Genomic DNA, 22,081 nt, shown 5'->3' with positions numbered 1-22,081 from the left:
CCGGAACCCGCACCGCGGTGCGCGACGGCACCGCCGCGGATCGCACTAGGCTGGCGGGGTGCCGCACGCGTCTGACCGCCCCGCAACGGTGGGCCTGCTCGGTCCGGTCACCGTGTCGGACCGGCCGGTGCCCGGCTTGCGGGCACGACGCCTGCTCGCCTCGCTGGTCCTGGCCGACGGCCGGCCCCGCTCGGCGCAACGCCTCATCGACGACGTCTGGGAGGACGATCCGCCGGGTTCACCGCAGCAGGCGCTCCAAACCCAGATCTCGCGACTACGGCCGCTGGTGGGCGGCGCCACGATCGAGGGCGTCGGCACCTCCTACCGGCTCAGCGGCATCGAATCCGACATCACCGCGGCCCAGCGCCTCATCGCCGACGGCGGCGAGGCCAACATCGCCGAGGCGGCTGCGCTCTGGCGCGGCGAACCCGGTGACGACCTGGGCGCCGACTCGTCGGTGGCCCAGGACGTGCGACGACGCGCCGCAGTGGTGCGGCGGCGGCTCGACGACGCCCGGGCGGCCACGGCCCTGGCCAACGGCGACTTCGGGCGGGCGCGCGAGATCGCCGAGCAGCGGTGCGCCGAGGACCCGCTCGACGAGAGCGCGCACGTGCTGCTGATGCGGGCGCTGGCCGGCGAGGGCCGCCGCGCCGATGCGCTGGCCTGCTACGCCCGGTTGCGGCGGCGGTTGGCGACCGACCTCGGCGTCGAACCCGGCGGTGAGGCCACCGCACTGCACGCCGAACTCCTCGACGACCACGAGCCCGCACCCGCTGCCCCGCATCGCCGCGGGCGCTCGGTGGGCCTGCGCGCCGAGGCGACCGCGCTCATCGGCCGCGACCACGATCTCGCCGCCCTCCTCGAGACCGTCGCCGCCCACCGGGTGGTCACCATCCTCGGCCCCGGCGGGGTCGGGAAGACGCGGATGGCGAATGCGGTGGGCAACGCCCTGGCCGACCGCGGGCTGCCGGTGTTCTTCGTCGAACTCGCGTCGGTGCGCAGCGGCGACGACGTCGTCGCCGCCCTCGCCCAGGCACTCGACGTCGGCGAGACGGATCTGAGCGCGCCCGGCCGGCCGCGCCTGGCCGTCGGCGATCTCGACGACCGGCTCCTCGACGCGCTGCGCGGGCGGGAGAGCGTCCTGCTCCTCGACAACTGCGAGCAGGTGATCGACGCCTGCGCTCGCATCGTCGCCGATCTGATCGCCGTCGAGCCGCGGTTGCGCGTGGTCACCACCAGCCGCTCCCCGCTGCAGATCGCCGCCGAACAGGTGTATCCGCTGCCCCGGCTCGAGGTGGAGGGGGCCGCCCCCTCGGCCGTCGAACTCTTCGGTATCCGGGCGCGCAGCGTGCGCCCCGACATCGACCTGCCCGACGACGAGGTGACCGAACTGTGCCGCCGCCTCGACGGGTTGCCACTGGCCATCGAGCTCGCCGCCGCACGGACCCGGACGATGAGCGTCGAGGAGGTCGGGCGGCGACTGGCCGAACGGCTCGACCTGCTCCGCTCCCCCGACCGGACCGCACCGGACCGCCACCGGACGCTGCGCGCGGTCATCGAATGGAGCTGGGACCTGCTGGCCGATGATTCCCGCGACGCCTTGCGCCGGCTGTGCCGCTTCCCCGCCGGATTCTCCCCGGAGGCCGCCGCCGTCGTCCTCGGGCCCGGGCCGATCGACGACGCCCTCGACGGGCTGGTCAACCAGTCGCTGCTCGGGGTCTCCGAGGTCGCCGGTCACACCCGCTACCGCATGCTCGAGATGGTCCGCGAGTTCGGCGAGGAGCAACTCGACCCGGCCACCGGCGACGAGGTCGACGCCGCGATGGCCCGGTGGGCGCGCGACTTCGCCACCGCCATCCGGCGACGGGGCGAGAGCGGTCTGGACCGCGCATTGATCACCCTCGTCGCCACCGAGCTGGAGAACCTGATCTGGGTGCTGCGCCGCGCCCTGGCCGACGACCCGCAGACGGTGGTGACGGTGTTCCCGTTGATCGCCGCGTTCTGGGCGATGCGCGGCATGCACGGGGAGGTGCGCGCCTGGACCGAACCGATCCTCGTGGCCCTGCCGGCCCCGCCGTCCGAACCCGACGACCAGACCCGCGAGATGTGGCAGTGGACGCTGCTGCTGGTGGTCGGGCACCGCCTCCCCGACCGTGCACTGCGGCCGGTGGCCCACGGCCGCACCCTGATCCGCGCCCTGCACCGCCCGGAACTCCGATACGACTTGGCCACCGAGTTCCTGAGCAACCTGCTGCTGTCGCGCACCGCGCCACAGGGCGTGCGCACGGTGCTGGGCGCCGTCGCCTCGGCCAATCCGGAGGTCCGCCAGATCGCCTTGGGGCTCCGGCACAACCTGCGGGAGAACTCCGGCAACATCACCGGGGCGCTGGCCGACAGCGACCTGCTGCGCGCGACGATGAACCCCAACGACCCGTGGCTCACCGCGATGATCTCGGTGAGCACCGCCAGCCTGCACTCGCAGCAGGGCCGGTGGGCGCAGGCCGTCGACTTCTACCGCTCGGGGGCGGCCTCGCTGGCCTCGATCGGTGCCGACGAGGACGAGCAACAGGCACGCGGGTTCCTGGTCGCCTCGCTGATCGCCCTCGACCGCCTGGACGACGCCGAACGGGAGTTGGCCGTATTGGCCGACGGCTGGCGGCCCGGCGACTCCGACCCCCAGGGCAACCCCGAGGTCGCGGCCGGGATGTTCGTCGGATTCGCCGAACTCGCCCGGGCCCGCGGCCAAGACGGGACCGACCTGTACGCGCAGGCCGGCCGACTGCTCGTCGAACAGCACCCATTGGTGGCGCAGGATCCGGGGGCGCTGATGGTGTTGTCGGTCATCGTCACCGGGCTCTGCCGCGGCGGGGACTGGGTCCACGCCCGGTCGATCGTCGACGTGGTGCGCGACGGACTGCGCGAGATGTTCTCCCCCGTCGGTTGGCACGACATCCCCCAGGCGGCGACGATGGCGCTGGCCACCGGCCTGCTGCTGTCCACCGATCCCGACTCCGACGACGCCGCGCACCGCGACGGGGCCACCCTGATGCTGATCGCCGGGCGGCTGCACACCCGGCGCGACTACCGCACCCTCGACGAGGTCACCCGCGATCCGCGCGTCTTCTCACCGTTGTCGAACGCCCAGTGGCACGACGCCGCCGATCGCGTCGCGTCGATGTCCCGACGCGACGCGATCGACGAGTTCTACCGGCTGGTCGTCGAGCAGCGGTGACTCACCGCGCCTCGCGGATGTAGGCGCGCACCGCCAGCGGCGCGAAGATCGCGATGATCACCGCGGCACCGACCAGGCTCCACACGACGTGGGTGCCGATGTGGCCGTTGTTGCACATCTCGCGCACCGCCGAGACGAGGTGGCTGACCGGGTTCACCTTGACGAATCCCTGCAACCAGCCCGGCATCGTCTCCACCGGCACGAAGGCGTTGGACATGAAGGTGAGCGGGAACATGATCAACATCGAAATGCCCTGCACCGCCGACGCCTTCTGCATCAGGCAGCCCATCAGGGCGAAGATCCACGAGACCGCGAAGCTGCAGACGATCACCAGCAGGGTCGAGCCGAGGACGCCCAGCGGGTCGGGGCGCCAACCCATGGCGAAGCCGACGCCGAAGGTGATCAGCGTGGCCAGCAGGTAGCGCACCACGTCGGCGAGCAGCGCGCCGGCCAGCGGCGAGATACGGGCGATCGGCAACGAGCGGAATCGGTCGAACACCCCCTTGTCCATGTCTTCCCGCAGTTGGGTGCCGGTGACGATGGAGGTCACGATGACGGTCTGCACGAGGATGCCGGGGATGATCACCGGCAGGTAGTCGTGGACGTTGCCGCTGATCGCGCCGCCGAAGATGTAGGTGAACATCAGGGTGAAGATGATCGGCTGCAGGACGACGTCGAACAGCTGCTCCGGGTTGTGCCGGATCTTCAGCAGGCCGCGGTAGCCCATGGAGAAGGATTGCCGAACGGTCTCGGCGAGTCCGACGGAGGTCTTGGCCTCGGCTCGGACGGCGGCGGTCGTGATCGACCGCCGGGTCAGTGTGGTTGTCATGGAAAGTCTCCTGTCGTGGAATCAGGCGTCGGCGCCGGGTTCGGGCTTGCCGGTCAGGGTGAGGAAGACCTCGTCGAGGCTCGGCTTCTGGACCGAGATCTCCTCGATGTCGATCCCCTGCTCGCGCAGGGCGATGAGCACGTCGGGCACCGCGCTGGTGCGCTGCAGGCTGACCGTCACCCGGGCCGCCTCGGGGCTCAGCACGGCCGGATCGCCGATGACGAGCTCGGCGATCTGCGCGACGCGCGCGGCGTCGTCGCGGTCGGCCGGGGTGAGTTGCAGCGTCGACGTGCCGACCGAGGCCTTGAGTTCGTCTGCGGTCCCGTCGGCGATGACGATCCCGTGGTCGACCACCGCGATGCGGTCGGCCAGCTGGTCGGCCTCGTCGAGGTACTGGGTGGTCAACAGGACCGTCGAACCGCCGGCGACGAGCTTGCGGATCGTCTCCCACATCTGGGCGCGGGTCCGGGGGTCGAGTCCGGTCGTCGGCTCGTCGAGGAAGAGCAACGGCGGCGTGTCGATCAGGCTGGCCGCCAGGTCGAGGCGCCGGCGCATCCCGCCGGAGAACTCCTTGAGCGGGCGTCCCGCCGCCTCCTCCAGGCCGAAGTCGCCGAGCAGTTCCTCGGCGCGGCTGCGTGCCTGCGGTCGGGACATGCCCAACAGCCGGGCGAACAGCACGAGGTTCTGGGTGGCGGTGAGGTCCTCGTCGACCGAGGCGTACTGCCCGGTCACGCCGACGAGGGAGCGCACGGCCACGTTGTCGCGGACGACGTCGTAGCCGAAGATCGTCGCCTCACCGGCGTCGGGCCGCAGCAGGGTGGCCAGCATGCTGACCGTCGTCGTCTTGCCCGCCCCGTTGGGGCCGAGCACGCCGTACACCGAGCCGACGGGGACGGCCAGGTCGACACCGTTGACGGCCTTGGTCGCACCGAAGTGCTTGACCAGGCCGCGGGCGTCGATCGCTAATTCGGTACCGGTGGATCCGGTTGCGGCCGGAGCCGCGTCGATGAATGTTGTCATGCCGACGACTCTGGACCGGGCCGCTGTCGTGGGGCTTACGCCCGCTGGCACGGGCTGTCGCGCGGTGTTACCGGCGGTGGCCGCTCACGGGCAGGTGCGCGGCAGGGCCGCGATGATGCCGGTGCTGATCCCGCGCGCGTAGGCGCTCAACGCCCGCCCGGATACCGGGATCGAGCCGCCCGCACCACCGGCCGGCCCGAACTCGTTGTAGACCCACGGGGTGTTGACGGCGATCAACGAGATCACCGGGATGTTGCCCGCCCACAGTGGCGCGCGGCCGCCGAAGTTGTTGTCGCGCACCGTGACCCGATGACCTTCGGCCCTCGAGCGGGACGCCGCCACCGCGGCCGCATACCGTTGGCTCGCCGCCGCCGTCACCGGGTTGGTGAAGACGATCCGGCGCGCCCGGCCGTCGGCGCCCACCCCGCCGCGGTACAGGCCGACGCGCTGGGGGAAGACGGCGTTGACGCCGGGACTGGTGTGGATGCTCACCCCGATCGCCGCGCCGGCCCGCTCGGCCCGCGCGACGCGCTCCCGATAGCTGACACTCTCGGCCGGCGAGCGCTTGAGGAAGACGACGCGGTAGCCGCGGCCGCGCAGGGTGGCCGCGACCTGGCGGGCCACCGCGAAGGCGTTGCCGTCCTCGGCGCCGTTGGGATAGTCGACCTGCTTGATCCCGGTCACCGGGTCGAAGGGCTCGATGCTGCGCCCGTTGTGTCCGGGGTCGAGGGCGACGACGCGCGGCGCACAGGGCACGAGGCCCGACGAGCCCGCCGATCCCCCCGCTATCTCCGACGAGCCGGGCGTCCCCGGTGCGGCGTGGCTCGACGAGACCCCGACCGGGTCGGTCGCGCACCCCGCCACCGCGAGCACCGCGCAGGCCAGACCGACGGCGAGCCGCATCCGCCTCACTCCCGCCGACCCAGGCCCAGCATGGAGGCCACGCCGCGGCCCACCGACTCCACCGCGCTCACCGGGGCGAGTGCGGTGTCGACGACGCCGACGATGCGCTCGACCCGGGTCACGATGTTCTCCATCCGGCGCATCAGATCCTCGATCTGCTCGGCCATCCCGTCGACCCGGCTCATGGTGGCCGACAGGTTCGCCAATGACGAGTCGAAGGAGGTCATGGTCCCCTCCATCGACCCGATGGTGGAACCGAGGCTGACCAGGACCTCGCCCATGTCGCCCAGGATCGTCTCGACCTGGTCGACGGTCTCGTCGGCGTTCAGTGCCGCCTGCGTCAGCTTCCGCAGCCGTTCCCGTCCCGTCCGCGGACCATCGCCGCGCGCTCCACGATCTGCCATGGGCCGATTATCACCCTGCACCCGGCGTGCTGTCCGGACATCACCACTACGCTGGTCCGCGTGGATGTGCCCGTTTATGTGAAGGTGTGCGGCCTGACGACCGTCGACGCGGCCCGCGTCGCGGTGGACGCCGGGGCCGACGCCATCGGCATCGTGATGAACGAGACCTCGCCGCGCGCGATCGACATCCCCACCGCGCGGGCGATCCTGGCGGCGGTGGGCGATGCCGCCGACACCGTGCTCGTCGTCAACGACAAGACCGCCGTGGCGGCCGCCGAGCTCGCCGCCGACCTCGGCGTCGACGTCCTGCAGCTGCACGGGACCTACACGCCCGAGGACTTCCGCCTCGCGCGGGAACGCGTGGCCCGGCTGTGGCGGGCGACGTCGTCGGCGCATGACCCGGATCTGACCGTCGGCGCCTACGGCGAGGAGGCGTTGCTGCTGGATGCCGCCCGTCCGGGCTCCGGGCAGCGGTGGGACACCGCAACGCTGACCCACCGCCCCCGCGGGCGGTGGATCCTGGCCGGCGGGCTCCGGCCGGACAACGTCGCCGAGGCGATCGCCGCCGCCGCCCCGTGGGGCGTGGACGTCTCGTCGGGGGTCGAATCGGCCCCCGGCGTCAAAGACCACGAGGCGATTCGCGCCTTCGTCGGTGCGGCCCGCTCCCCCGGTGCATCATGACCGGATGAAGCTCTATGCCGACACCCCGGTTCGACGGTCCCGGCAGGTTTTCGGCGATCTCTGGGTGGTTGCCTGGTCGGCCTTCTCGGTGTGGCTCGCCACCAAGGTGTACGACGTCACGATGGCCCTGGCCGTTCCCGGCCGCAAGATCGAGGGTGCCGCCACGACGATGGGTCAACGCTTCCGCGACGCCGGCACCAGTGCCGACCACGTGCCGGTGGTCGGCGACAAACTCGCCAAACCCTTCAGCGGTGCCGGGGGCGCCGCGGACGCCCTCGCCGACGCGGGGCGCTCCCAGGCCGAGGCCGTGCACACCTTCGCCTGGTGGTTGGCGATCGCCGTGGCCATCGTGCCGATCGTCATGGTGCTGACCATGTACATCCCGCTGCGGCTGCGCTTCGTCCGCCGGGCCAGCACCCATGTGCGCCTGCGCGACACCGAGGCCGGGATCGACTTGCTCGCGCTCCGCGCGATCACCGGTCAGCCGCTGAAGGTGCTCAGCGCGATCTCCGACGATCCGGCCGGTGATTGGCGCATCGGCAACGCCGCGGTGATCCGATCCCTCGCGGCGGTCGAACTGCGCGACTGCGGGCTCAAGCCCAGCGCCGTTATCGCACCTCGGACGCCTGGGCCAGCGCCTGGGTGAAGATCGCCGTCGGCTGCGCCCCCGACACCGCGAACGTGCGGCTGCTTCCTACGCACTGTTTGCCCCCTGTCGGTACCGCCGTATTCCCGACCGTCCGCGCCGAGGCCCCCGATAGGGTTGGCCCATGGCCCATCTGCTTTCTCGCCGCGATCTGGATTTCCTGCTCTACGAGTGGCTCGACGTCACCGCACTGACGGCGCGGGAGCGGTTCTCCGCGCACTCGCGCGAGACCTTCGACGGCGTCTTGGACCTGTCGGCCGACCTTGCCGAGAAGCTGTTCGCCCCGCACAACAAGGCCGGCGACCAGCAGCAGCCGCGGATGGGCGACGACGGCCGCGTCGTCATGATCCCGGAGGTCAAAACGGCGGTCGACGCCTATGCCGCCGCCGACCTCATCGCCGCCCCGTTCCCCGAGGAGTACGGCGGGTTGGCCTTGCCGTCAACGATCAGCCGCGCCTCGATGGCCTGGTTCCAGGCCGCCAACCCGGGCACCTCGTCCTACGGCCTGTTGACCACCGCCAACGCCAACCTGCTGTTGGCCCACGGGTCGGCCGAGCAGATCGACACGTGGGTCCGGCCGATGCTGCGCGGCGACTACTCCGGCACGATGTGCCTGTCCGAACCGCAGGCCGGCTCGTCGTTGGCCGACATCACCACCCGGGCAACCCCCGCCGACGACGGCACCTACCGCATCACCGGCACCAAGATGTGGATCTCCGGCGGCGACCACGAGCTCACCGACAACATCGTCCACCTCGTCCTGGCCAAGGCCCCCGGCGGCGGATCCGGGGTGAAGGGCATCTCGCTGTTCATCGTCCCCCGGTTCCTCCCCGACGGGACGCGCAACGACGTGGCGCTGGTCGGGCTCAACCACAAAATGGGCAACCGCGGCACGGTCAACACGTTGCTCAACTTCGGCGACGGCACCTTCCCGGTGGGTGACGGATCCGGGGCGGTGGGCTACCTCGTCGGCGAGGAGCACCGTGGGCTGTCCTACATGTTCCACATGATGAACGAGGCCCGCATCGGCGTCGGCTTCCTCGCCACCGCCATCGGCTACGCCGGCTACCTCGCCTCGGTCGACTACGCGCGCGTCCGGACGCAGGGCCGCGGTCTGGCCGCCGCCGACCCGGCCCCGGTGCCGATCATCGACCACGCCGACGTGAAGCGGATGCTGCTGGCCCAGAAGTCCTACGTCGAGGGCGCCCTGGCGCTCGGGCTGTACTGCTCGCGCCTCGTCGACATCGAGGCCACCTCGACCGGGGACGAACGCGACCAGACCCACCTGCTGCTGGAGGTCCTCACCCCGATCGCCAAAGCCTGGCCGTCGCAGTGGTGCACCGAGGCCAACAACCTCGCCATCCAGGTCCACGGCGGGTACGGCTACACCAGCGAATTCGACGTGGAGCAGTGCTACCGGGACAACCGGCTCAACCCGATCCACGAGGGCACCAACGGCATCCAGGGCCTCGACCTGCTCGGCCGCAAGGTGGTGATGAACGGCGGCGCCGGCCTGGCCCTGCTCGCCCAGACGATCACCGCGACGACCGAGAAGGCGCCCGCCGACGGGGAGGCCGCCGAGTTCGCGGCGGCGTTGCGCGCGGCGGTCGACGAACTCGTCGCCACCACCGCCGCGCTGTGGGCCGACGCGGATCCGACCGTGGCACTGACGAATTCGTCGGTGTACCTGCAGGCGGCCGGTCACATCGTGATCGCCTGGATGTGGCTGGAACAGTTGCTGGCGGTCGGCGATTCGACCGGCGACTTTTACGACGGCAAGCGCGCGGCCGCCCGCTACTTCTTCCGGTTCGAGCTGCCCGGCACCGGGCCGCAGTTGGCGCTGCTGCGGTCGCTGGACCAGACGACGGCGCAGACCGACCCCGCCTGGTTCACCGCGTAAGGGCCCGACGGGTAAAACTGTTCCCATGAACAAGCCGGTGGCGCAGGCCTGTATCGCGGTCGACCTGGTCCTGCTGGTCGGCCTGGTGATCTGGCGGCCGTGGGGCCCGATCCCCATGGTCATCGTCGGCACCGTGCTCTTCGCTGGGGCCCTGACCGGTCTGCTCCTGATTCCGCTGGGCCCGGATCCAGCCGCCGCCCGCGTCCGGACCGCGGCGCGCGTGCCCACCTCGCCGCCGGCCCCCGAGCCGGTGCGTCGCCAGTGGGAACGGGCGGTAGAACACCACCGCGGTGTGCTCAGCGCCTACGGCGCGTACGAACTCGATCCGTCGATGTTGCTCAAATACCCGGCGATGTGGGATCTCTCGGCCCCCGCGGTCACCAACTTCCACGACGCGTTGGAACTCGTCGGCAGCCTGGCGACCGACGACTACCCCGACGAGAAGTCGGCCCGCGACTACGTCGATGCGGTGACGATGCTGCGCCGCGATTGGGCCGCGGCCGACCGCTTCGCCCGCTCCACCGGCACCGCGAACCTCGCGCAGGCCGATGCCGCCGCGTGCGAGCGCGCCCTCAAAGTGTGGAATCACGCCGACGGCACCGACGGCCACGAGCGCGCCGCCTACCTCAAGCAGGTGATCGCCACCATCGACACCCTCAGCGAGCGGGGCGTCATCACCGCGCCCGAACAGATCCAGGCCCAACTGGCCACCCAGGTGCGCAAGGCCATCGAGAAATAGCCCGGCGAAGTAACCCGGCGGGTCAGTACCGTCCGGTCCGCATGAACACCCCGTCCATCGTGTAGATCCCGCCGGGGCGATCCGACGAGGGCCCGACCTGCATGCGGATCGCAGGGGTGGTGCGATCCGCCCCCGGCACCCGCCCGACCTCGAGGCCGACGAGTTCGGTGTCGTAGGCCGGCGACTTGGCCCGCGCCATGATGTCGTCGCGCACCTTGAGCAGCGTCTCGGTCCGCAGCGCGGTCAACGCGAATCCGGGCTGGGTGTAGGAGCGGTCGGTGCGGCGCACCAACGGGAAGTTGCCCGGCACGACCACGATCTCGTCGACCGGACCGGAGGCGAACCGGATGACGAATCCCCCCGAGTTCTGCACCGAGGACGCCGAAATCGAGGACGCGGCGTCGTCGTAGGCGCGGAAGTCGAAGCGGTTCACGATCGGCGCGTCCGGGTCGAGCCCGTTGGCGACCATGACGCGCTGCGCCAACGGCACCACCGTCGCGAGCCAGGCCGCGTCGGCGGTGTCGGCGACATGACCCTGGTCGTCGACCTCGATCTCGTTGCCCGACAACGAGAACTCGCCGACCAACTTGTGGTCCTGGTAGCGCCGCTTGACGGTGATGCCATCGGAGGCGTGCTGGTGGGTCAGGTCGGCTTTCAACGCGGTCGTCATCGCCAGCACCTGCGGGCGCGCCTTGTCCAGGTCCATCCGGGCGACCTCGGCCCGGCTGAAGGTGTTCCGGTCGGTGGCGCGGCGGCGGTACTCCCGCGACCAGCCGCTCGATTCGGAGAACGAGGTCGACACCGAGTCGCCGTTGCGCGGGTCGAAGACGTCGAGGCTGATCCGGTCGCCGTCGATGCCCACGCGCAGGACGGTGGCCGACCCTCGGGGCACGAGCCGGTCGGCGCGCTCGAGCGCGGCGGCCAGGCGGGCGTTCGGGTTGGCGGCGATCCGGTCGTCGGCCGTCTTCGCGGCATTCGGGACGAAGCCGGGGTCGCCGACGCGTGGGGCCACCGGGTTGTCTGACGCCCCGACCACGACGGCCACACCGATCCCCACCGCCAACGACAACGCCGCCACGACGGCCACCGTGATCCGGGCCTCGCGCGGATGCGTCTTGCGCAGCGACCAGACCAGTGCGGCCACCACCAGGAAGGCGGCCACGATCGCGATGATCCGCACCGCGGTATTGGTCGACACCGCGGCGACGGTGAGCCCGATCGCCCCGGCGAATCCGGCCAGGATTACGCGGAGGTACGGGTCGCTGCTGTCCATGGGGACAAACCTTAGCGAGACCGTCTGTCGTATGGTGGCCGCGGACACATTGAACCGATGAAAGGCAGCCCGTCATGGCGATTACCGACCTGTTCTCCGTGGAAGACAAGGTGGTCATCGTGACCGGCGCCTCGTCGGGACTGGGCGTTGCCTTCGCGACCGCCTTCGCCGAAGCCGGCGCCGACGTGGTCATCGCCGCGCGCCGCGTCGACCGGCTCGCCGAAACCGCCCAGGCCATCGAGGCCACCGGCCGCAAGGCGCTCGCGGTGGCCTGCGACGTGGCCGACCAGGCCGCCTGCCAGCACGTCGTCGACGAGGCGATCGCCACCTTCGGCCGCGTCGACGTCCTGGTCAACAATGCCGGTGTCGGCACCGCGGTCCCCGCCACCAAGGAGACCCCCGAGCAGTTCCGGCAGGTCATCGACGTCAACCTGAACGGCTCGTACTGGATGGCGCAGGCCTGCGGGAAGGTCATGGGCCCGGGCAGTTCGATCATCAACATCGCCTCCATCCTCGGCATCACCACCGCCGGCCTGCCGCAGGCCGCGTACTCGGCGAGCAAGGCCGGCGTCATCGGCTTGACCCGCGACCTCGCCCAGCAGTGGACCGGCCGCAAGGGCATCCGGGTCAACGCCCTCGCACCGGGGTTCTTCGCGTCGGAGATGACCGCCGCCTACCCCGACGCCTACCTCGAGTCGCAGGCGTCGCGGATGCTCGTCGGCCGGACCGGCGACCCGGCCGAACTCGCCGCCACCGCCATCTGGCTGGCCTCGGCGGCCAGCGGCTACGTCACCGGCCAGACCATCGCCGTCGACGGCGGGTTGACCGTCACGTAGCCGGGAAATCTGGTCGTCGGGACGCTAGGCTGACAGCGTTCCCGATGCCCGTTCCCGATGTGTCACAGCCCGCATCGGTGCACGTCTGCTTCCCTTCAGCCACGGAGATCCAGTGTCCGGTAGCCCGTTTGCAGGTTTGACCCGTCGGGAGCTCTTTGCCGCCGCTTCGGCGGCCGGCGGTGCCGCGGCGCTGGCTACGTTGGCCGGCCCGGTCATCGAGGAGGCGTATGCCGCCGACCCGGCCGGGACCGGGTCGCTCAACGACATCGACCATTTCGTGTTCTTCATGCAGGAGAACCGGTCCTTCGACCACTACTTCGGCACGATGTCGGGGGTGCGCGGCTTCGGCGAGCCCTCGCCGGCCTGGAAGCAATACGGCTGGGCCCCGGGAGTCGGTCCGACGCGGCGCGGGTACACCATGCCGTTCCGCCTGGACACCACCCGCGGCCCGACGCTGGACGGCGAATGCATCAACGATCCCGACCACTCGTGGGCGGGCATGCACAAGGCCTGGAACGGCGGCCGCAACGACGGCTGGCTGCCGATGTCGATCGCCTCGGTGGGTCCGGCGAACGCGCCGGCCCTGATGGGCTATTACGAGCGCGAGGACATCCCGATCCACCGCGCGCTGGCCGAGGCCTTCACGGTCTGCGACAACTACCACTGCTCGGTGTTGGGGCCCACCAACCCGAACCGGTTGTATTGGGTCAGCGCGCATATCGATCCGGCCGGGGTCCGCGGCGGCCCGGTCCTGGAGACCCCGACGATCCTGCCCAAACACGTCTACCGGTGGCGCACCATGCCGGAGAACCTGTCCGAGGCGGGGATCTCCTGGAAGGTCTACAACAACCGCGACCAGGGACCGATCTCCACGGCGCTGCTCGACGGGATGATCGGCTGCTTCACCCAGTCGCGCGACCCCGACTCCGAACTGGCCCGGCGCGGCATCGCGCCGACCTATCCGAACGACCTGGCCGCCGACGTGCGGGCCGGGCGGCTCCCCCAGGTCTCCTGGGTGGTGCCGCCGTTGCTGCAGTGCGAACACCCGGCTCTCCCGGCGGCTTTCGGCGCCGCCGGGCTGATCGACCTGCTGCGCATCCTCACCTCCAACCGCAAGGTGTGGGAGCGCACCGCGCTGATCGTCAGTTACGACGAGAACGGCGGGTTCTTCGACCATGTCGTCCCGCCGACCGCCCCGAAGGGCACGCCCGGCGAGTACGTGAGCGTCCCGGATCTGTCGACGGTGAAGGCCGCCAAGGGGATTCGCGGCCCGATCGGCTTGGGCCACCGGGTACCGGCCCTGGTGATCTCGCCGTACAGCCGCGGCGGACTCGTCGCGTCGGAAGTCTTCGACCACACCTCCCAGTTGCAGCTCATCGAGCGCCGCTTCGGCGTCGAGGTGCCGAATCTGACCGCGTGGCGCCGGGAAACCACCGGCGACATGGTGTCGGCCTTCGACTTCGCCCATCGGCGCCGCGCCGGGCGGGTGCGCCTGCCGGATCCGGGGCCGAAGATGCAGGCGGCCGCCGCGCAGTGCGGGCCCAATATCGGGTTGGGGTTTGCGAGTCTGGGGATCCCCTATCCGGTGCCGCCCAACCGGATGCCGAAACAGGCGCCGGGCACCCGCCGCTCCCCCAGCGGTGCGGTGTAGCCCGGCGCCTGTTCGGTGCCTGGTATCGCGGTACGGCCGATTCAGCCGATCGAGAACGGACGTCCGAAGAAGTCCAGGATCTGCGTGGCGTAGTCGGTCTCCACGGCCAGCCGCATCCATGACCGCGCCTGGGCGAAGCCGATGCACCCGGTCAGGCCCAGCTGGGCGTTCACGTAGCGGTACTTGACGTGGTCGGACTTCTTGACCCGGAAGTACGGCTCGTGGCGCTCGGTGCTGAAGTCGTCCTTGCGCTCGGCGTCGGTCAGGTTGAAGAAGGCCGCCTTGCCGGGGCCCAGCGCGATCGTCGATCCGGCGCCGGCCTCGTCGATGCCGTCGAACTCCGAGAAGTTGGCGTCACCGCCCTCCAACGCGTTGTCGATGTTGTCGAAGAAGCCCTGACAACCCACGATGTAACCGGGCCGCACCTTGAACTGCTTGATCTCCCGCGAGGCGGTGATCTGGTAGCGCCCGGACACCCACACGTTGCGGTGCAGCGGGGTGGCGCCCAGGGAGGCATTCACGACCGCCCGCTCGTGGGTGCGCCGCATGGTCACCACCGTGCCGTCGCCCATCCGCAGGGTCTTCACCTCGCCGGGCAGGTTCACCCGGACATCGGCCGCCGCCCACGGCGGCGGGGAGACCCCGACCGTCCCGATCAGCGCGCCGGCCACGACGGCCAGGACCGCCGTCGCCCGCACCATGTTTCTCATCGCCATCGCGGTCAGCCGATCGAGAAGGGACGGCCGTAGAAGTTCACCGTCTGCATGGCGAAGTCCGTCTCGATCATCACGCGCACCGTGGAGCGCGCCTGCGCATAACCGCCGCAACCGGTCACGCCCAGCTGGGCATTCACATAGCTGAACCGGGCCACCCGGGTGTCGGTGAAGGTCGGGTAGGGGTCGTGCTTCTCGGCGCCGAAGTCATCGGCCGACTCGGAGTCATTGATGTTGAACTGGACGACCTGACCGGGGCCAAGATGGGCGGTCGTCCCGGCACCCACACCACCGAGTCCAGTTTCTCCCCCCCGTGTTACGCAAGTCTGCGTCTCCCGCGTCGCCGCCGACGTCGAGCCCACCGAAGTTCACCTGGCAACCCACCTGATAGCCCGGCTGGACCTCGATCTTGACCACGTCGCGCGAGACGCGCACGGTGTACTTACCCGAGACCCAGGCGGCGCGGTGCACCGAGGTGCCGCCCATCGACCCGACGACGCGGGCCCGTTCCTTGGTCCGGTTCAGGGTGATGACGGTGCCATCCCCCATCCGGTAGCTGCTGTTTTGGGCCGGCAACCGGATCTGCTTGGCGGCGTGGGCCGGGGCCGGGACGCTCAGGACCGCTCCGAGGGCGGCCACCGCGGTCGCGGCGGCGGTCACCAGCACGGCACCGCTGTTCATTCGCTTGGTCATTGTCTTTTCCTCAGTGTTCGTGTGGTCGGTGCCCGGTCAGCCGATGGAGAACGGCTTGCCCCACAGCAGGATCTTCTGGTGGTTGTTGCCGGTGGTCTCCACCACGGCCAGCGAGCGGGCCTGGGCGTAGCCGCCGCAGCCCTGGATGTCCATCTGCGAGTTGCGCCAGTTGAAGTAGTAGGTCCCCGGCTTGGTCATCTGCTTGCGGTCGACCAGGGCGTATTTCACCTGCCCCGGCGCCAGCCCGAGGCTCAACGAACCGTTGAGGCCAAGGGCAGCGAGCGGCCCCAAGTTCCCGAGGGCACCGCCCCCACCGAGGTCCAACCCGCCGATGTTGACCTGGCAGCCGACCACGTAGACCACCGTCGTGGTGGCGCCGGCACCGGTCGTCGAGGTGCCGTTCGATCCCGGCATGTCGTCCTCACCGAGGGGACCGTTGTTCGGCCCGGCATCGCTCTCGTCGATGTTCGGCGCGAGGACCCGCACATTCCCCGACACCCAGGCGCTGCGCCCGGCACCGTTGGCCGCCAAGGACGGGCCGACCCGGACCGACTCCTTGTTGCGGATGATCGTCAGACCGTCCTCACCGTGGGCGCGCCCACTGGGCAGACGGGAAAAGGAATCGGCGTGGGCAGGGACCGCGGTCACCAGGGCGGCGGCCGCGGCCAAGCCCGCAGTGACAAGGCGCGCGGAGGCAAAGCGTGCGGGACGCATACGGATAGTCACGATTCAGGTCTCCTCAAGGCGAAAGTGTGGTTACGATCCCCGACTCCCTCCCGAGGACCACGAGAGGAATGCTATGCAAACCTGAGAGGAGAATGAAAGCGCATGCGCAAGCCTGCATGTTCATGAGCCCTACATCTGGGTTACGGAGACGTTAACTCAGACAGGCCCACCCCACCCGAACTGGCCGAACACCGATGCGCGGCCAGCAACGAGAATTAACACGATTCCCGCCACTTCCACCGTTGGCGCAGGGTTCGGCACGGGCCGTTCAACGCATTTCGGCCCCACCGACACGTGGTCGGTGGGGCCGAAAACGGTGGTGCGTGTCAGCCGAGCGAGAACGGGCGGCCGTAGAAGACCAGGTACTCGGTGGCGTGCTTGGTCTCGACCAGGACGTTGGCGATGGACCGGGCCTGCGCGAAGCCGGCGCAGCCGTTGAGGGTCAGCTGGGTGTTGTAGTACCCGAACTTCACGTCGTCCTTCTTCTTCCAGGTCACCTTCGGCTCGTGCTTCTCATTGCCGAAGTCGTCGGCCTTCTCGGTGTCGACGATGTAGTAGTTAGTCGCCTGGCCGGGGCCGAGGGTGAAGGTGGCACCGCCGGACGGCTTGATCTCCACCGGCTCGGGCGTGGTGTCGATGGTGCCGGACCCGCCTTGGCCCTTCACGCCGCCGAAGTTGACCTGGCAGCCGACGACGTAGCCGGCGCGCAGCTGGATCTTCTTGGCGGGCTCGGAGGTGCGGATCCGGTACTGCCCGGAGACCGCGGCGTTGCGGTGCACCGGGGTACCGCCGACGGAGGCGTTGACGATGGCCCGCTCTTGGCTGCGGCTCATCGTGACGAGGGTGCCATCCCCCATCCGTTTGGTATCGGTCTGCGACGGCAGGACGACACGGGTGTCGGCACCGGCCAGGGCGGGGGCGAGCACCGACGCGGCGGTGGCGACCACCGTCGCACCGGTCGCCGCGGCGATCAAGATTTCGCGCTTGTTCATGGATTCCTCGAATTCAAGTGAAGGGTCGTGGTGACGGTCGTGGGGGGATCAGCCGACGGAGAAGCGCTTGCCGAAGAGGCTGACCTTCTGGTGGTTGTCACCGGTGGTCTCGACGATGACGAACGAGCGTGCTTGGGCGTGACCGGCGCAACCGCCGATCTCCAGCTGTGCGCGGTCCCAGTTGAAGTAGTAGGTACCCGGCTCCTCGAGCTGCTTCTTCTCGATGAGCACGTACTGCACGCGGCCCGGGCTCAGCGGCAGGCTGAGCGTTCCACCGGCCATCGGCAGGGGGTTCGCGAGGCTCTCCAACGAGCCGGTGATGCCGGCGTCGAGGTTGCCCAGGTTCACCTGGCAGCCGACCACATAGCCGACGGTCAGCGAGGCGGCCGCACCGGTGGTCGACGCGCCGTTCGAGCCCGGCATCGCATCCTCACCGCGGGGACCGTTGTTGGGACCGGCCTCCTGCTTGTCGATGTGCGGGGCCAAGATCTTGGCCTTGCCCGACAACCAGGCCGAGCGGCCGGCGCCGTTGGCGGCGATCGACGGTGCGACGCGGGCGCTCTCACCGGTCTTGATGATCGTGATGCCGCCCGACTTCGCCGTCCCGTTGGGCAGGCGGACGAACGTGTCGGCATGGGCCAGCGCCGTCGAGCCGGCGGCGATGGCTGCGACGACGGCCGGTAGGACGGCGGCGAGGGCGGCCAGGCGCTTCACGGCACCCGTGGATGTGCTCATTGTGTTCCTTCTCCCTTGGAAACAGGTCTGGTTGGAGCGGGGACCTCGGCCCGCGCCCGACAACGCGCCGAACGTTACGGAGAAGAAATGGACAGAAAGTGGCCGTGGGCTGGCCGTGGATGAAGTATTGACACCGCCGGGATGAACAAACCGTGAATGACCAGCGCAAACTTTTCGTCCGCGAAAATTATTGGCCCGCAAGGTAATTGAAATCGGCTCGCGTCGAACGCCAGAACCGGGTTGGGCGCAATCAGCCCAGCATCGGAACCAGGAAGCGGCGGGCGAGGTCGGCGAGCGCCTCGTCGTCGTCGATGTCGACGATCGCACTGGGCGTGGTGAGGAAGGAGGCCGAGATCCGGACCATCACCTCGGCGACGAGCTCGACGTCCAGGTCGGCCGCGACGTGTCCGGCGTCGCGCTCCTTGCCCAACTGCGCGGCGACGAACTGCCGCACCACGGCGATCAACCGGCCGTCGTCGCCCATGGCGCGCACCAACATCTCCGGTTCCGCGGTGGCCATCCCGCCGATGATCGGGTTGTTGCGGATGGCGCGCATGGAGTGGGTGAATCCCACCACGACGCGTTCCTGGACCGTCGCCGCCTCACGGATGTCGATCAGGAACTGCTCGAAGTAGTCGCGGTACTCGCGCTGGGTCACCTGCTCGACCAACGCGTCTTTTGTGGGGAAGCGGCGGTACACGGTGATCCGGGCGACGCCGGCCCGGCGGGCCACGTCGTCCATGGTGGAGTGGCGGACCCCGATGGCGCTGAACTGCTCGCGCGCCGCATCGAGGATCCGGGTGCGGATGGCGTCGTCGTCGGCCGCCGGAGCGGTGTCGGCGAGGACTCGACCCAGCATCGCGGCGGCGCCGGGATCCTGCTCGAGCACTGCGCCCCACTCTCCGACACCGTGCGGTCTCAGCTCCCGTACCCGCCGAATCCGGTTGATCCGGCGTCCAACCAGTACAGCAGATTTTGCAGATAGTGAAAAATGCTCATGTTGTCGATCCCCTTTCCTTGTTGTTGTGCGGTGGTGTGTTGGTGCCGTCGTCAATCCGGGTCCACCGGAGCGCACCGGCCGGGCACAGGGCCACGGCGACCCGCGACGGTCCGCGCTCGGTGACCGGGTCGACGATGATCGGGTAGCCCCACTCGTCGCGTGACACCGCAGCGTCGAGCAGGTGGGCGCACACCCCTTGGCCGGTGCAGGCGGTGCGGTCGACGGCGAGTTCGCCGCGGTGCCCTCGGTTCGCCCTCACGGCCGGCCCCCGATCGGGAAGCTGCGCAACGCCGAGTCGAGGAAGCCGGCCACGCCGTCGGGATAGCGGCACGCCCCACGGCCCGGCAGCCCTTCGATACGTCGGGTCAAGGCGGTGATCCGCGCCGGTGCCGGGTCGACGAGCACCGAGAGAAGTCCGTCGCGCAGTGCCGGCACCCCGAACATGCACGGCCCGCACTGACCGGATGACTCACCGGCTGCATAGGCGAGCGCACCCAGGACGATCGGCCACGGGTCGCTGCGGTCATCGACGACCCGGACGACGCCGCTGCCCGGTTGGGTACCGAACCGGGCGAGCCCGACCCGCGACCACCGGAGCGCCGGTTCCGCCGCCGGGACGAAACCGCCCGCCAGGCCGCCGAACCACAGTGCGCCCGGCACGCCGGTCGGACCGCCGCCCAACGCCAGCAGCTCGGCGGTCGACATCCCGGCCTCCGCCTCGTAGACCCCCGGTTCGGCAACCCCGTCGACGAGGGCCACCAACCTCGGGCCGGGTTCGACGCGGCTGCCGAAGGACCGGAACCACCGTGCCCCCCGATCAGCGATCTGGCTGATCCGCCACACCGTCTCGGCGTTGAGGACCAGCGTCGGGCGCAGCCGCCGCCCGCGCCCGTCGCGCGCACCGGCCGCAATCGGCTCGAACCGCATCACCGGCCGGGCACTCCCCCCGTGCACCAGGCTCACCAGTGCGGATTCCTCGGAGGCGACGTAGCGGCCCGGCACCGACACGGTGGCCACCCCCGCCCGGTGCAGATGCGCCAGCGTCGCCGATCCCCGTCGGGCCGCGACCCGGACGGTGCCGCGGGTGACCGCCCGGGCACCGGCCAGCATTTCGGCGAGGTGGTGGGCGACCACCCAGCCGTCCTTGCGGGCATCGAGCTCGCCGTCACAGGCGTTGACGATGAGGTCGGCGCCGTGGTCGGCCGCGAGCGCCACCTTGGCGCCGGTGGGGAAGTCGGCCCCGCCGCGCCCGGTGAGTCCGGCCGCGGTCAACAGGCCGGCCAGCGCCCTCACGCCCACTCCCCCGCCGCGGCCGCCGCCCGTCGTCGGCGATCCGGGCTGCGGCTGCACACCCGCCACACCACGGCCGTGACCATCGCGGCACCGCAGGCAATGGTGATCGCGCGGAATCCGGGTTGATCGGCCGAGGCCATGGTCAAGGCGTGGACCACCGCCGCCGCGGCCGCCGCATACGACGCCCAGTGCAGCGACCGCCAGACCCGGTGGGACAGCCGGGGACGCAGCCACGACGTGATCCCGACGATCAGCACCGCGTCGAGCGCCACCGTCCCGACCGCCACCCAGGTCCGCCGATAGCCGGCGGTCAGCGGCAGGAAGATCGAGCGCCAGGCCAGGTCCACGTAGGTGTCGATGACCGCGGCGCCGATGTGGACCACGAGCAGGACGGCCAGGCCGACGGTGAGATAGCGGTGCAACCCGGCGACCCAACCGGCCGAGGCCGTGGGCAACGGGCGGTCCGCCGCGGTCACCGCGCCGAGCACCACCACCGAGGTGAGGAGGATCAGCGCCACCACGCCACCGGCCCGCGAGGCGAACCACAGCCACGGGCTGCTCACCGCGCCCGCCGGGCCGAACCGTCCGACGACTCCCATCCCGGTGTGGTGACCACCCGCCCGTCGGCGGCGACGAGGCGGGCCGGTACGCCGCGCTCGCGCAGCCACCGCGGTGCCCGATCGTCGAGGATGATCGCCGCGGTCGACGCGGCATTCGCCTGGACGGCATCGGGAGCCGCGCAGGTGACCTGCACCCATCGCGATCGGGCCGGGATGCCCAGTCGCGGGTCGAGGATGTGGTGGTGGACCATCCCGCGGTGGCGCCACGTGCGCGCCCGCGTCGACGAGGTGGCGAACGCTTGCCCGGTACCGCGGACCGACTCGCGGATCTCCCCGTCGCCGTCGCGGATGCCGATCGACCATCCGTCGGCCGGTGGCGGGCCGGCCACCGCGATATCGCCGCCGAGGTTCACCAGGTAGCCGCCGGAGCCGGTGGCGGCCAATTCGGCGGCGATCGTATCGGCCGCCCAGGCCTTCGCGCTCGCGCCCAGGTCCAGCGCCACCCCGGCCGGCAGCAGCAACAGGCCGTACCCGCTGTCGAAGTCGAGGGCTCGCGGGCGCCGGCGGCCCGGGGCGCGTCCGGGTGCGGGAAAGTCGCGGGTGACCGGCGCGGAGAAGTCGTCGGGCCGCCCGCCCCGCGCGCGCACCTCGTCGAGGTCGGCGTCGTAGCCGCAGGCCACCAACTCGGCCCCCAGCGTCGCGGTGACCAGCCCGCCGGTCAACCGCTCGGTCCGCAATGCGGCGGCTAGGCACGCGGCCAGGGTGGTACCGACCACGATGCGCAACGATCCCCCGGGATCGGCCGCGGCCAGCGCGCCGCTGCGGGCGTTGATCCGGGCGAGTTCGGAGTCGCCCCGAAACCTCGACACGGCGACGTCGAGCGCGCCCAGCCGCGCCCGCAGCACCGATACGGCGCGGGTGAGCTCGTCGGGGTCGGTACACGTCACGCCGACCGTCGTCCCGATCGCGGCCAGGGTCTGTGAGACCGGGCCGGCCGTGGCGGCGGGGATCACGACGCCTCGGTCGTCGAGTGCGGCGGCTTGCCCGTTCGGCGCACCCGGGACACCGGCACCCAGCCGGTGAACCCGACCGGCTCACCGATGGCCGGCGCGGGACCGACGGGCGGCACGGGCGCCGTCTGGGCCGAGTAGTCGTCGTTCAACGCAACCGCGATGCCGACGGCCAGGACCCCGGCGCCGGCGACGATGGCGGCGGACGTCCGCCGGATCTGGCGGAGGTGGGTTGCACCGGACAT

Annotated in this window: 24 protein-coding genes; 7 read left to right on the top strand and 17 right to left on the bottom strand. The window is 70.7% G+C overall.

Translation table 11 applies throughout. The features are described from left to right. Positions 1-58 precede the first annotated feature (58 nt). Positions 59-3,232 carry an AfsR/SARP family transcriptional regulator gene (locus nbrcactino_RS05800; protein ID WP_228460696.1) on the top strand — a complete coding sequence of 1,058 codons (3,174 nt, stop codon included), beginning with the start codon at positions 59-61 and terminating at the stop codon, positions 3,230-3,232. A gap of 1 nt (position 3,233) precedes the next feature. Here the strand turns inward: nbrcactino_RS05800 and nbrcactino_RS05795 are convergent, their stop codons facing one another. The 4 genes from nbrcactino_RS05795 to nbrcactino_RS05780 all read right to left on the bottom strand — a co-directional run bounded on the left by nbrcactino_RS05795 (position 3,234) and on the right by nbrcactino_RS05780 (position 6,388). Next, positions 3,234-4,061, bottom strand: a complete 828-nt coding sequence (locus nbrcactino_RS05795) for an ABC transporter permease (RefSeq protein ID WP_161926493.1) — start codon at positions 4,059-4,061, stop codon at positions 3,234-3,236. Between the two features lie 21 nt (positions 4,062-4,082). Then, complete coding sequence (locus nbrcactino_RS05790) at positions 4,083-5,081, bottom strand: ATP-binding cassette domain-containing protein (RefSeq protein ID WP_161926492.1); 999 nt, start codon at positions 5,079-5,081, stop codon at positions 4,083-4,085. A gap of 84 nt (positions 5,082-5,165) precedes the next feature. Beyond that, positions 5,166-5,984, bottom strand: coding sequence for an N-acetylmuramoyl-L-alanine amidase (locus nbrcactino_RS05785; RefSeq protein WP_161926491.1), 819 nt, complete (start codon positions 5,982-5,984; stop codon positions 5,166-5,168). Positions 5,985-5,989: 5 nt separating this feature from the next. Beyond that, positions 5,990-6,388: a hypothetical protein gene (locus nbrcactino_RS05780; RefSeq protein ID WP_161926490.1), complete on the bottom strand. Its 399-nt coding sequence runs from the start codon at positions 6,386-6,388 to the stop codon at positions 5,990-5,992. Positions 6,389-6,448: 60 nt separating this feature from the next. Between nbrcactino_RS05780 and nbrcactino_RS05775 the strand changes: the two genes are divergently transcribed. The 4 genes from nbrcactino_RS05775 (at position 6,449) to nbrcactino_RS05760 (ending at position 10,354) form a co-directional block, all read left to right on the top strand. Further along, positions 6,449-7,069, top strand: coding sequence for a phosphoribosylanthranilate isomerase (locus nbrcactino_RS05775; RefSeq protein ID WP_161926489.1), 621 nt, complete (start codon positions 6,449-6,451; stop codon positions 7,067-7,069). 4 nt (positions 7,070-7,073) lie between these two features. Next, positions 7,074-7,715, top strand: coding sequence for a hypothetical protein (locus tag nbrcactino_RS05770; protein ID WP_161926488.1), 642 nt, complete (start codon positions 7,074-7,076; stop codon positions 7,713-7,715). Positions 7,716-7,839: 124 nt separating this feature from the next. After that, entirely contained in the window at positions 7,840-9,615 is a 1,776-nt protein-coding gene (locus tag nbrcactino_RS05765; RefSeq protein ID WP_161926487.1) for an acyl-CoA dehydrogenase, read from the top strand. A gap of 25 nt (positions 9,616-9,640) precedes the next feature. After that, positions 9,641-10,354 (top strand): hypothetical protein, encoded by a 714-nt coding sequence (locus nbrcactino_RS05760; RefSeq protein WP_161926486.1) that lies wholly within the window; start codon positions 9,641-9,643, stop codon positions 10,352-10,354. A 22-nt stretch (positions 10,355-10,376) separates the two neighbouring features. Here nbrcactino_RS05760 and nbrcactino_RS05755 read toward each other — a convergent pair whose 3' ends face one another. Continuing rightward, entirely contained in the window at positions 10,377-11,627 is a 1,251-nt protein-coding gene (locus nbrcactino_RS05755) for a hypothetical protein (protein WP_161926485.1), read from the bottom strand. 74 nt (positions 11,628-11,701) lie between these two features. Here nbrcactino_RS05755 and nbrcactino_RS05750 point away from each other — a divergent pair, with 74 nt between their 5' ends. Together nbrcactino_RS05750 and nbrcactino_RS05745 are read left to right on the top strand one after the other, a co-directional pair. Further along, positions 11,702-12,463: an SDR family NAD(P)-dependent oxidoreductase gene (locus tag nbrcactino_RS05750; RefSeq protein WP_161926484.1), complete on the top strand. Its 762-nt coding sequence runs from the start codon at positions 11,702-11,704 to the stop codon at positions 12,461-12,463. A 112-nt stretch (positions 12,464-12,575) separates the two neighbouring features. Next, positions 12,576-14,114: a phospholipase C gene (locus nbrcactino_RS05745; protein WP_161926483.1), complete on the top strand. Its 1,539-nt coding sequence runs from the start codon at positions 12,576-12,578 to the stop codon at positions 14,112-14,114. Between the two features lie 41 nt (positions 14,115-14,155). Here nbrcactino_RS05745 and nbrcactino_RS05740 read toward each other — a convergent pair whose 3' ends face one another. The 12 genes from nbrcactino_RS05740 to nbrcactino_RS05690 form a co-directional block, all read right to left on the bottom strand. Next, entirely contained in the window at positions 14,156-14,830 is a 675-nt protein-coding gene (locus nbrcactino_RS05740) for an MspA family porin (RefSeq protein ID WP_161926482.1), read from the bottom strand. Positions 14,831-14,835: 5 nt separating this feature from the next. Beyond that, positions 14,836-15,114 (bottom strand): MspA family porin, encoded by a 279-nt coding sequence (locus nbrcactino_RS18490; protein WP_371864488.1) that lies wholly within the window; start codon positions 15,112-15,114, stop codon positions 14,836-14,838. After that, the gene (locus nbrcactino_RS18485) at positions 15,053-15,520 is read right to left on the bottom strand and encodes an MspA family porin (RefSeq protein WP_371864487.1); all 468 of its coding nucleotides are present in this window, start codon (positions 15,518-15,520) and stop codon (positions 15,053-15,055) included. Before nbrcactino_RS18485 ends, nbrcactino_RS18490 begins: the two co-directional genes overlap by 62 nt. A 36-nt stretch (positions 15,521-15,556) precedes the next feature. Beyond that, complete coding sequence (locus nbrcactino_RS05730) at positions 15,557-16,246, bottom strand: MspA family porin (protein WP_228460695.1); 690 nt, start codon at positions 16,244-16,246, stop codon at positions 15,557-15,559. 326 nt (positions 16,247-16,572) lie between these two features. After that, entirely contained in the window at positions 16,573-17,238 is a 666-nt protein-coding gene (locus tag nbrcactino_RS05725) for an MspA family porin (RefSeq protein WP_161926481.1), read from the bottom strand. Positions 17,239-17,286: 48 nt separating this feature from the next. Further along, positions 17,287-17,973, bottom strand: coding sequence for an MspA family porin (locus nbrcactino_RS05720; protein WP_161926480.1), 687 nt, complete (start codon positions 17,971-17,973; stop codon positions 17,287-17,289). 250 nt (positions 17,974-18,223) lie between these two features. Continuing rightward, positions 18,224-18,862: a TetR/AcrR family transcriptional regulator gene (locus nbrcactino_RS05715; RefSeq protein ID WP_308470333.1), complete on the bottom strand. Its 639-nt coding sequence runs from the start codon at positions 18,860-18,862 to the stop codon at positions 18,224-18,226. 106 nt (positions 18,863-18,968) lie between these two features. After that, positions 18,969-19,232 carry a ferredoxin gene (locus tag nbrcactino_RS05710; RefSeq protein WP_161926479.1) on the bottom strand — a complete coding sequence of 88 codons (264 nt, stop codon included), beginning with the start codon at positions 19,230-19,232 and terminating at the stop codon, positions 18,969-18,971. Continuing rightward, the gene (locus tag nbrcactino_RS05705; RefSeq protein ID WP_161926478.1) at positions 19,229-20,266 is read right to left on the bottom strand and encodes an NADH-ubiquinone oxidoreductase-F iron-sulfur binding region domain-containing protein; all 1,038 of its coding nucleotides are present in this window, start codon (positions 20,264-20,266) and stop codon (positions 19,229-19,231) included. The genes nbrcactino_RS05710 and nbrcactino_RS05705 overlap by 4 nt, the downstream gene beginning before the upstream one ends. Beyond that, the gene (locus nbrcactino_RS05700) at positions 20,263-20,865 is read right to left on the bottom strand and encodes a ferric reductase-like transmembrane domain-containing protein (protein ID WP_228460694.1); all 603 of its coding nucleotides are present in this window, start codon (positions 20,863-20,865) and stop codon (positions 20,263-20,265) included. The genes nbrcactino_RS05705 and nbrcactino_RS05700 overlap by 4 nt, the downstream gene beginning before the upstream one ends. Beyond that, entirely contained in the window at positions 20,826-21,839 is a 1,014-nt protein-coding gene (locus nbrcactino_RS05695; protein WP_161926477.1) for an FAD:protein FMN transferase, read from the bottom strand. The genes nbrcactino_RS05700 and nbrcactino_RS05695 overlap by 40 nt, the downstream gene beginning before the upstream one ends. Continuing rightward, a complete protein-coding gene (locus nbrcactino_RS05690) occupies positions 21,836-22,081 on the bottom strand; it encodes a hypothetical protein (protein WP_161926476.1) in 246 nt (81 codons plus the stop codon). Before nbrcactino_RS05690 ends, nbrcactino_RS05695 begins: the two co-directional genes overlap by 4 nt.

It is taken from the genome of Gordonia crocea, assembly GCF_009932435.1.
GTDB lineage: Bacteria > Actinomycetota > Actinomycetes > Mycobacteriales > Mycobacteriaceae > Gordonia > Gordonia crocea.
Note: the sequence above shows the minus strand (reverse complement) of the source record. Positions and strands in the feature narration are given on the sequence as shown.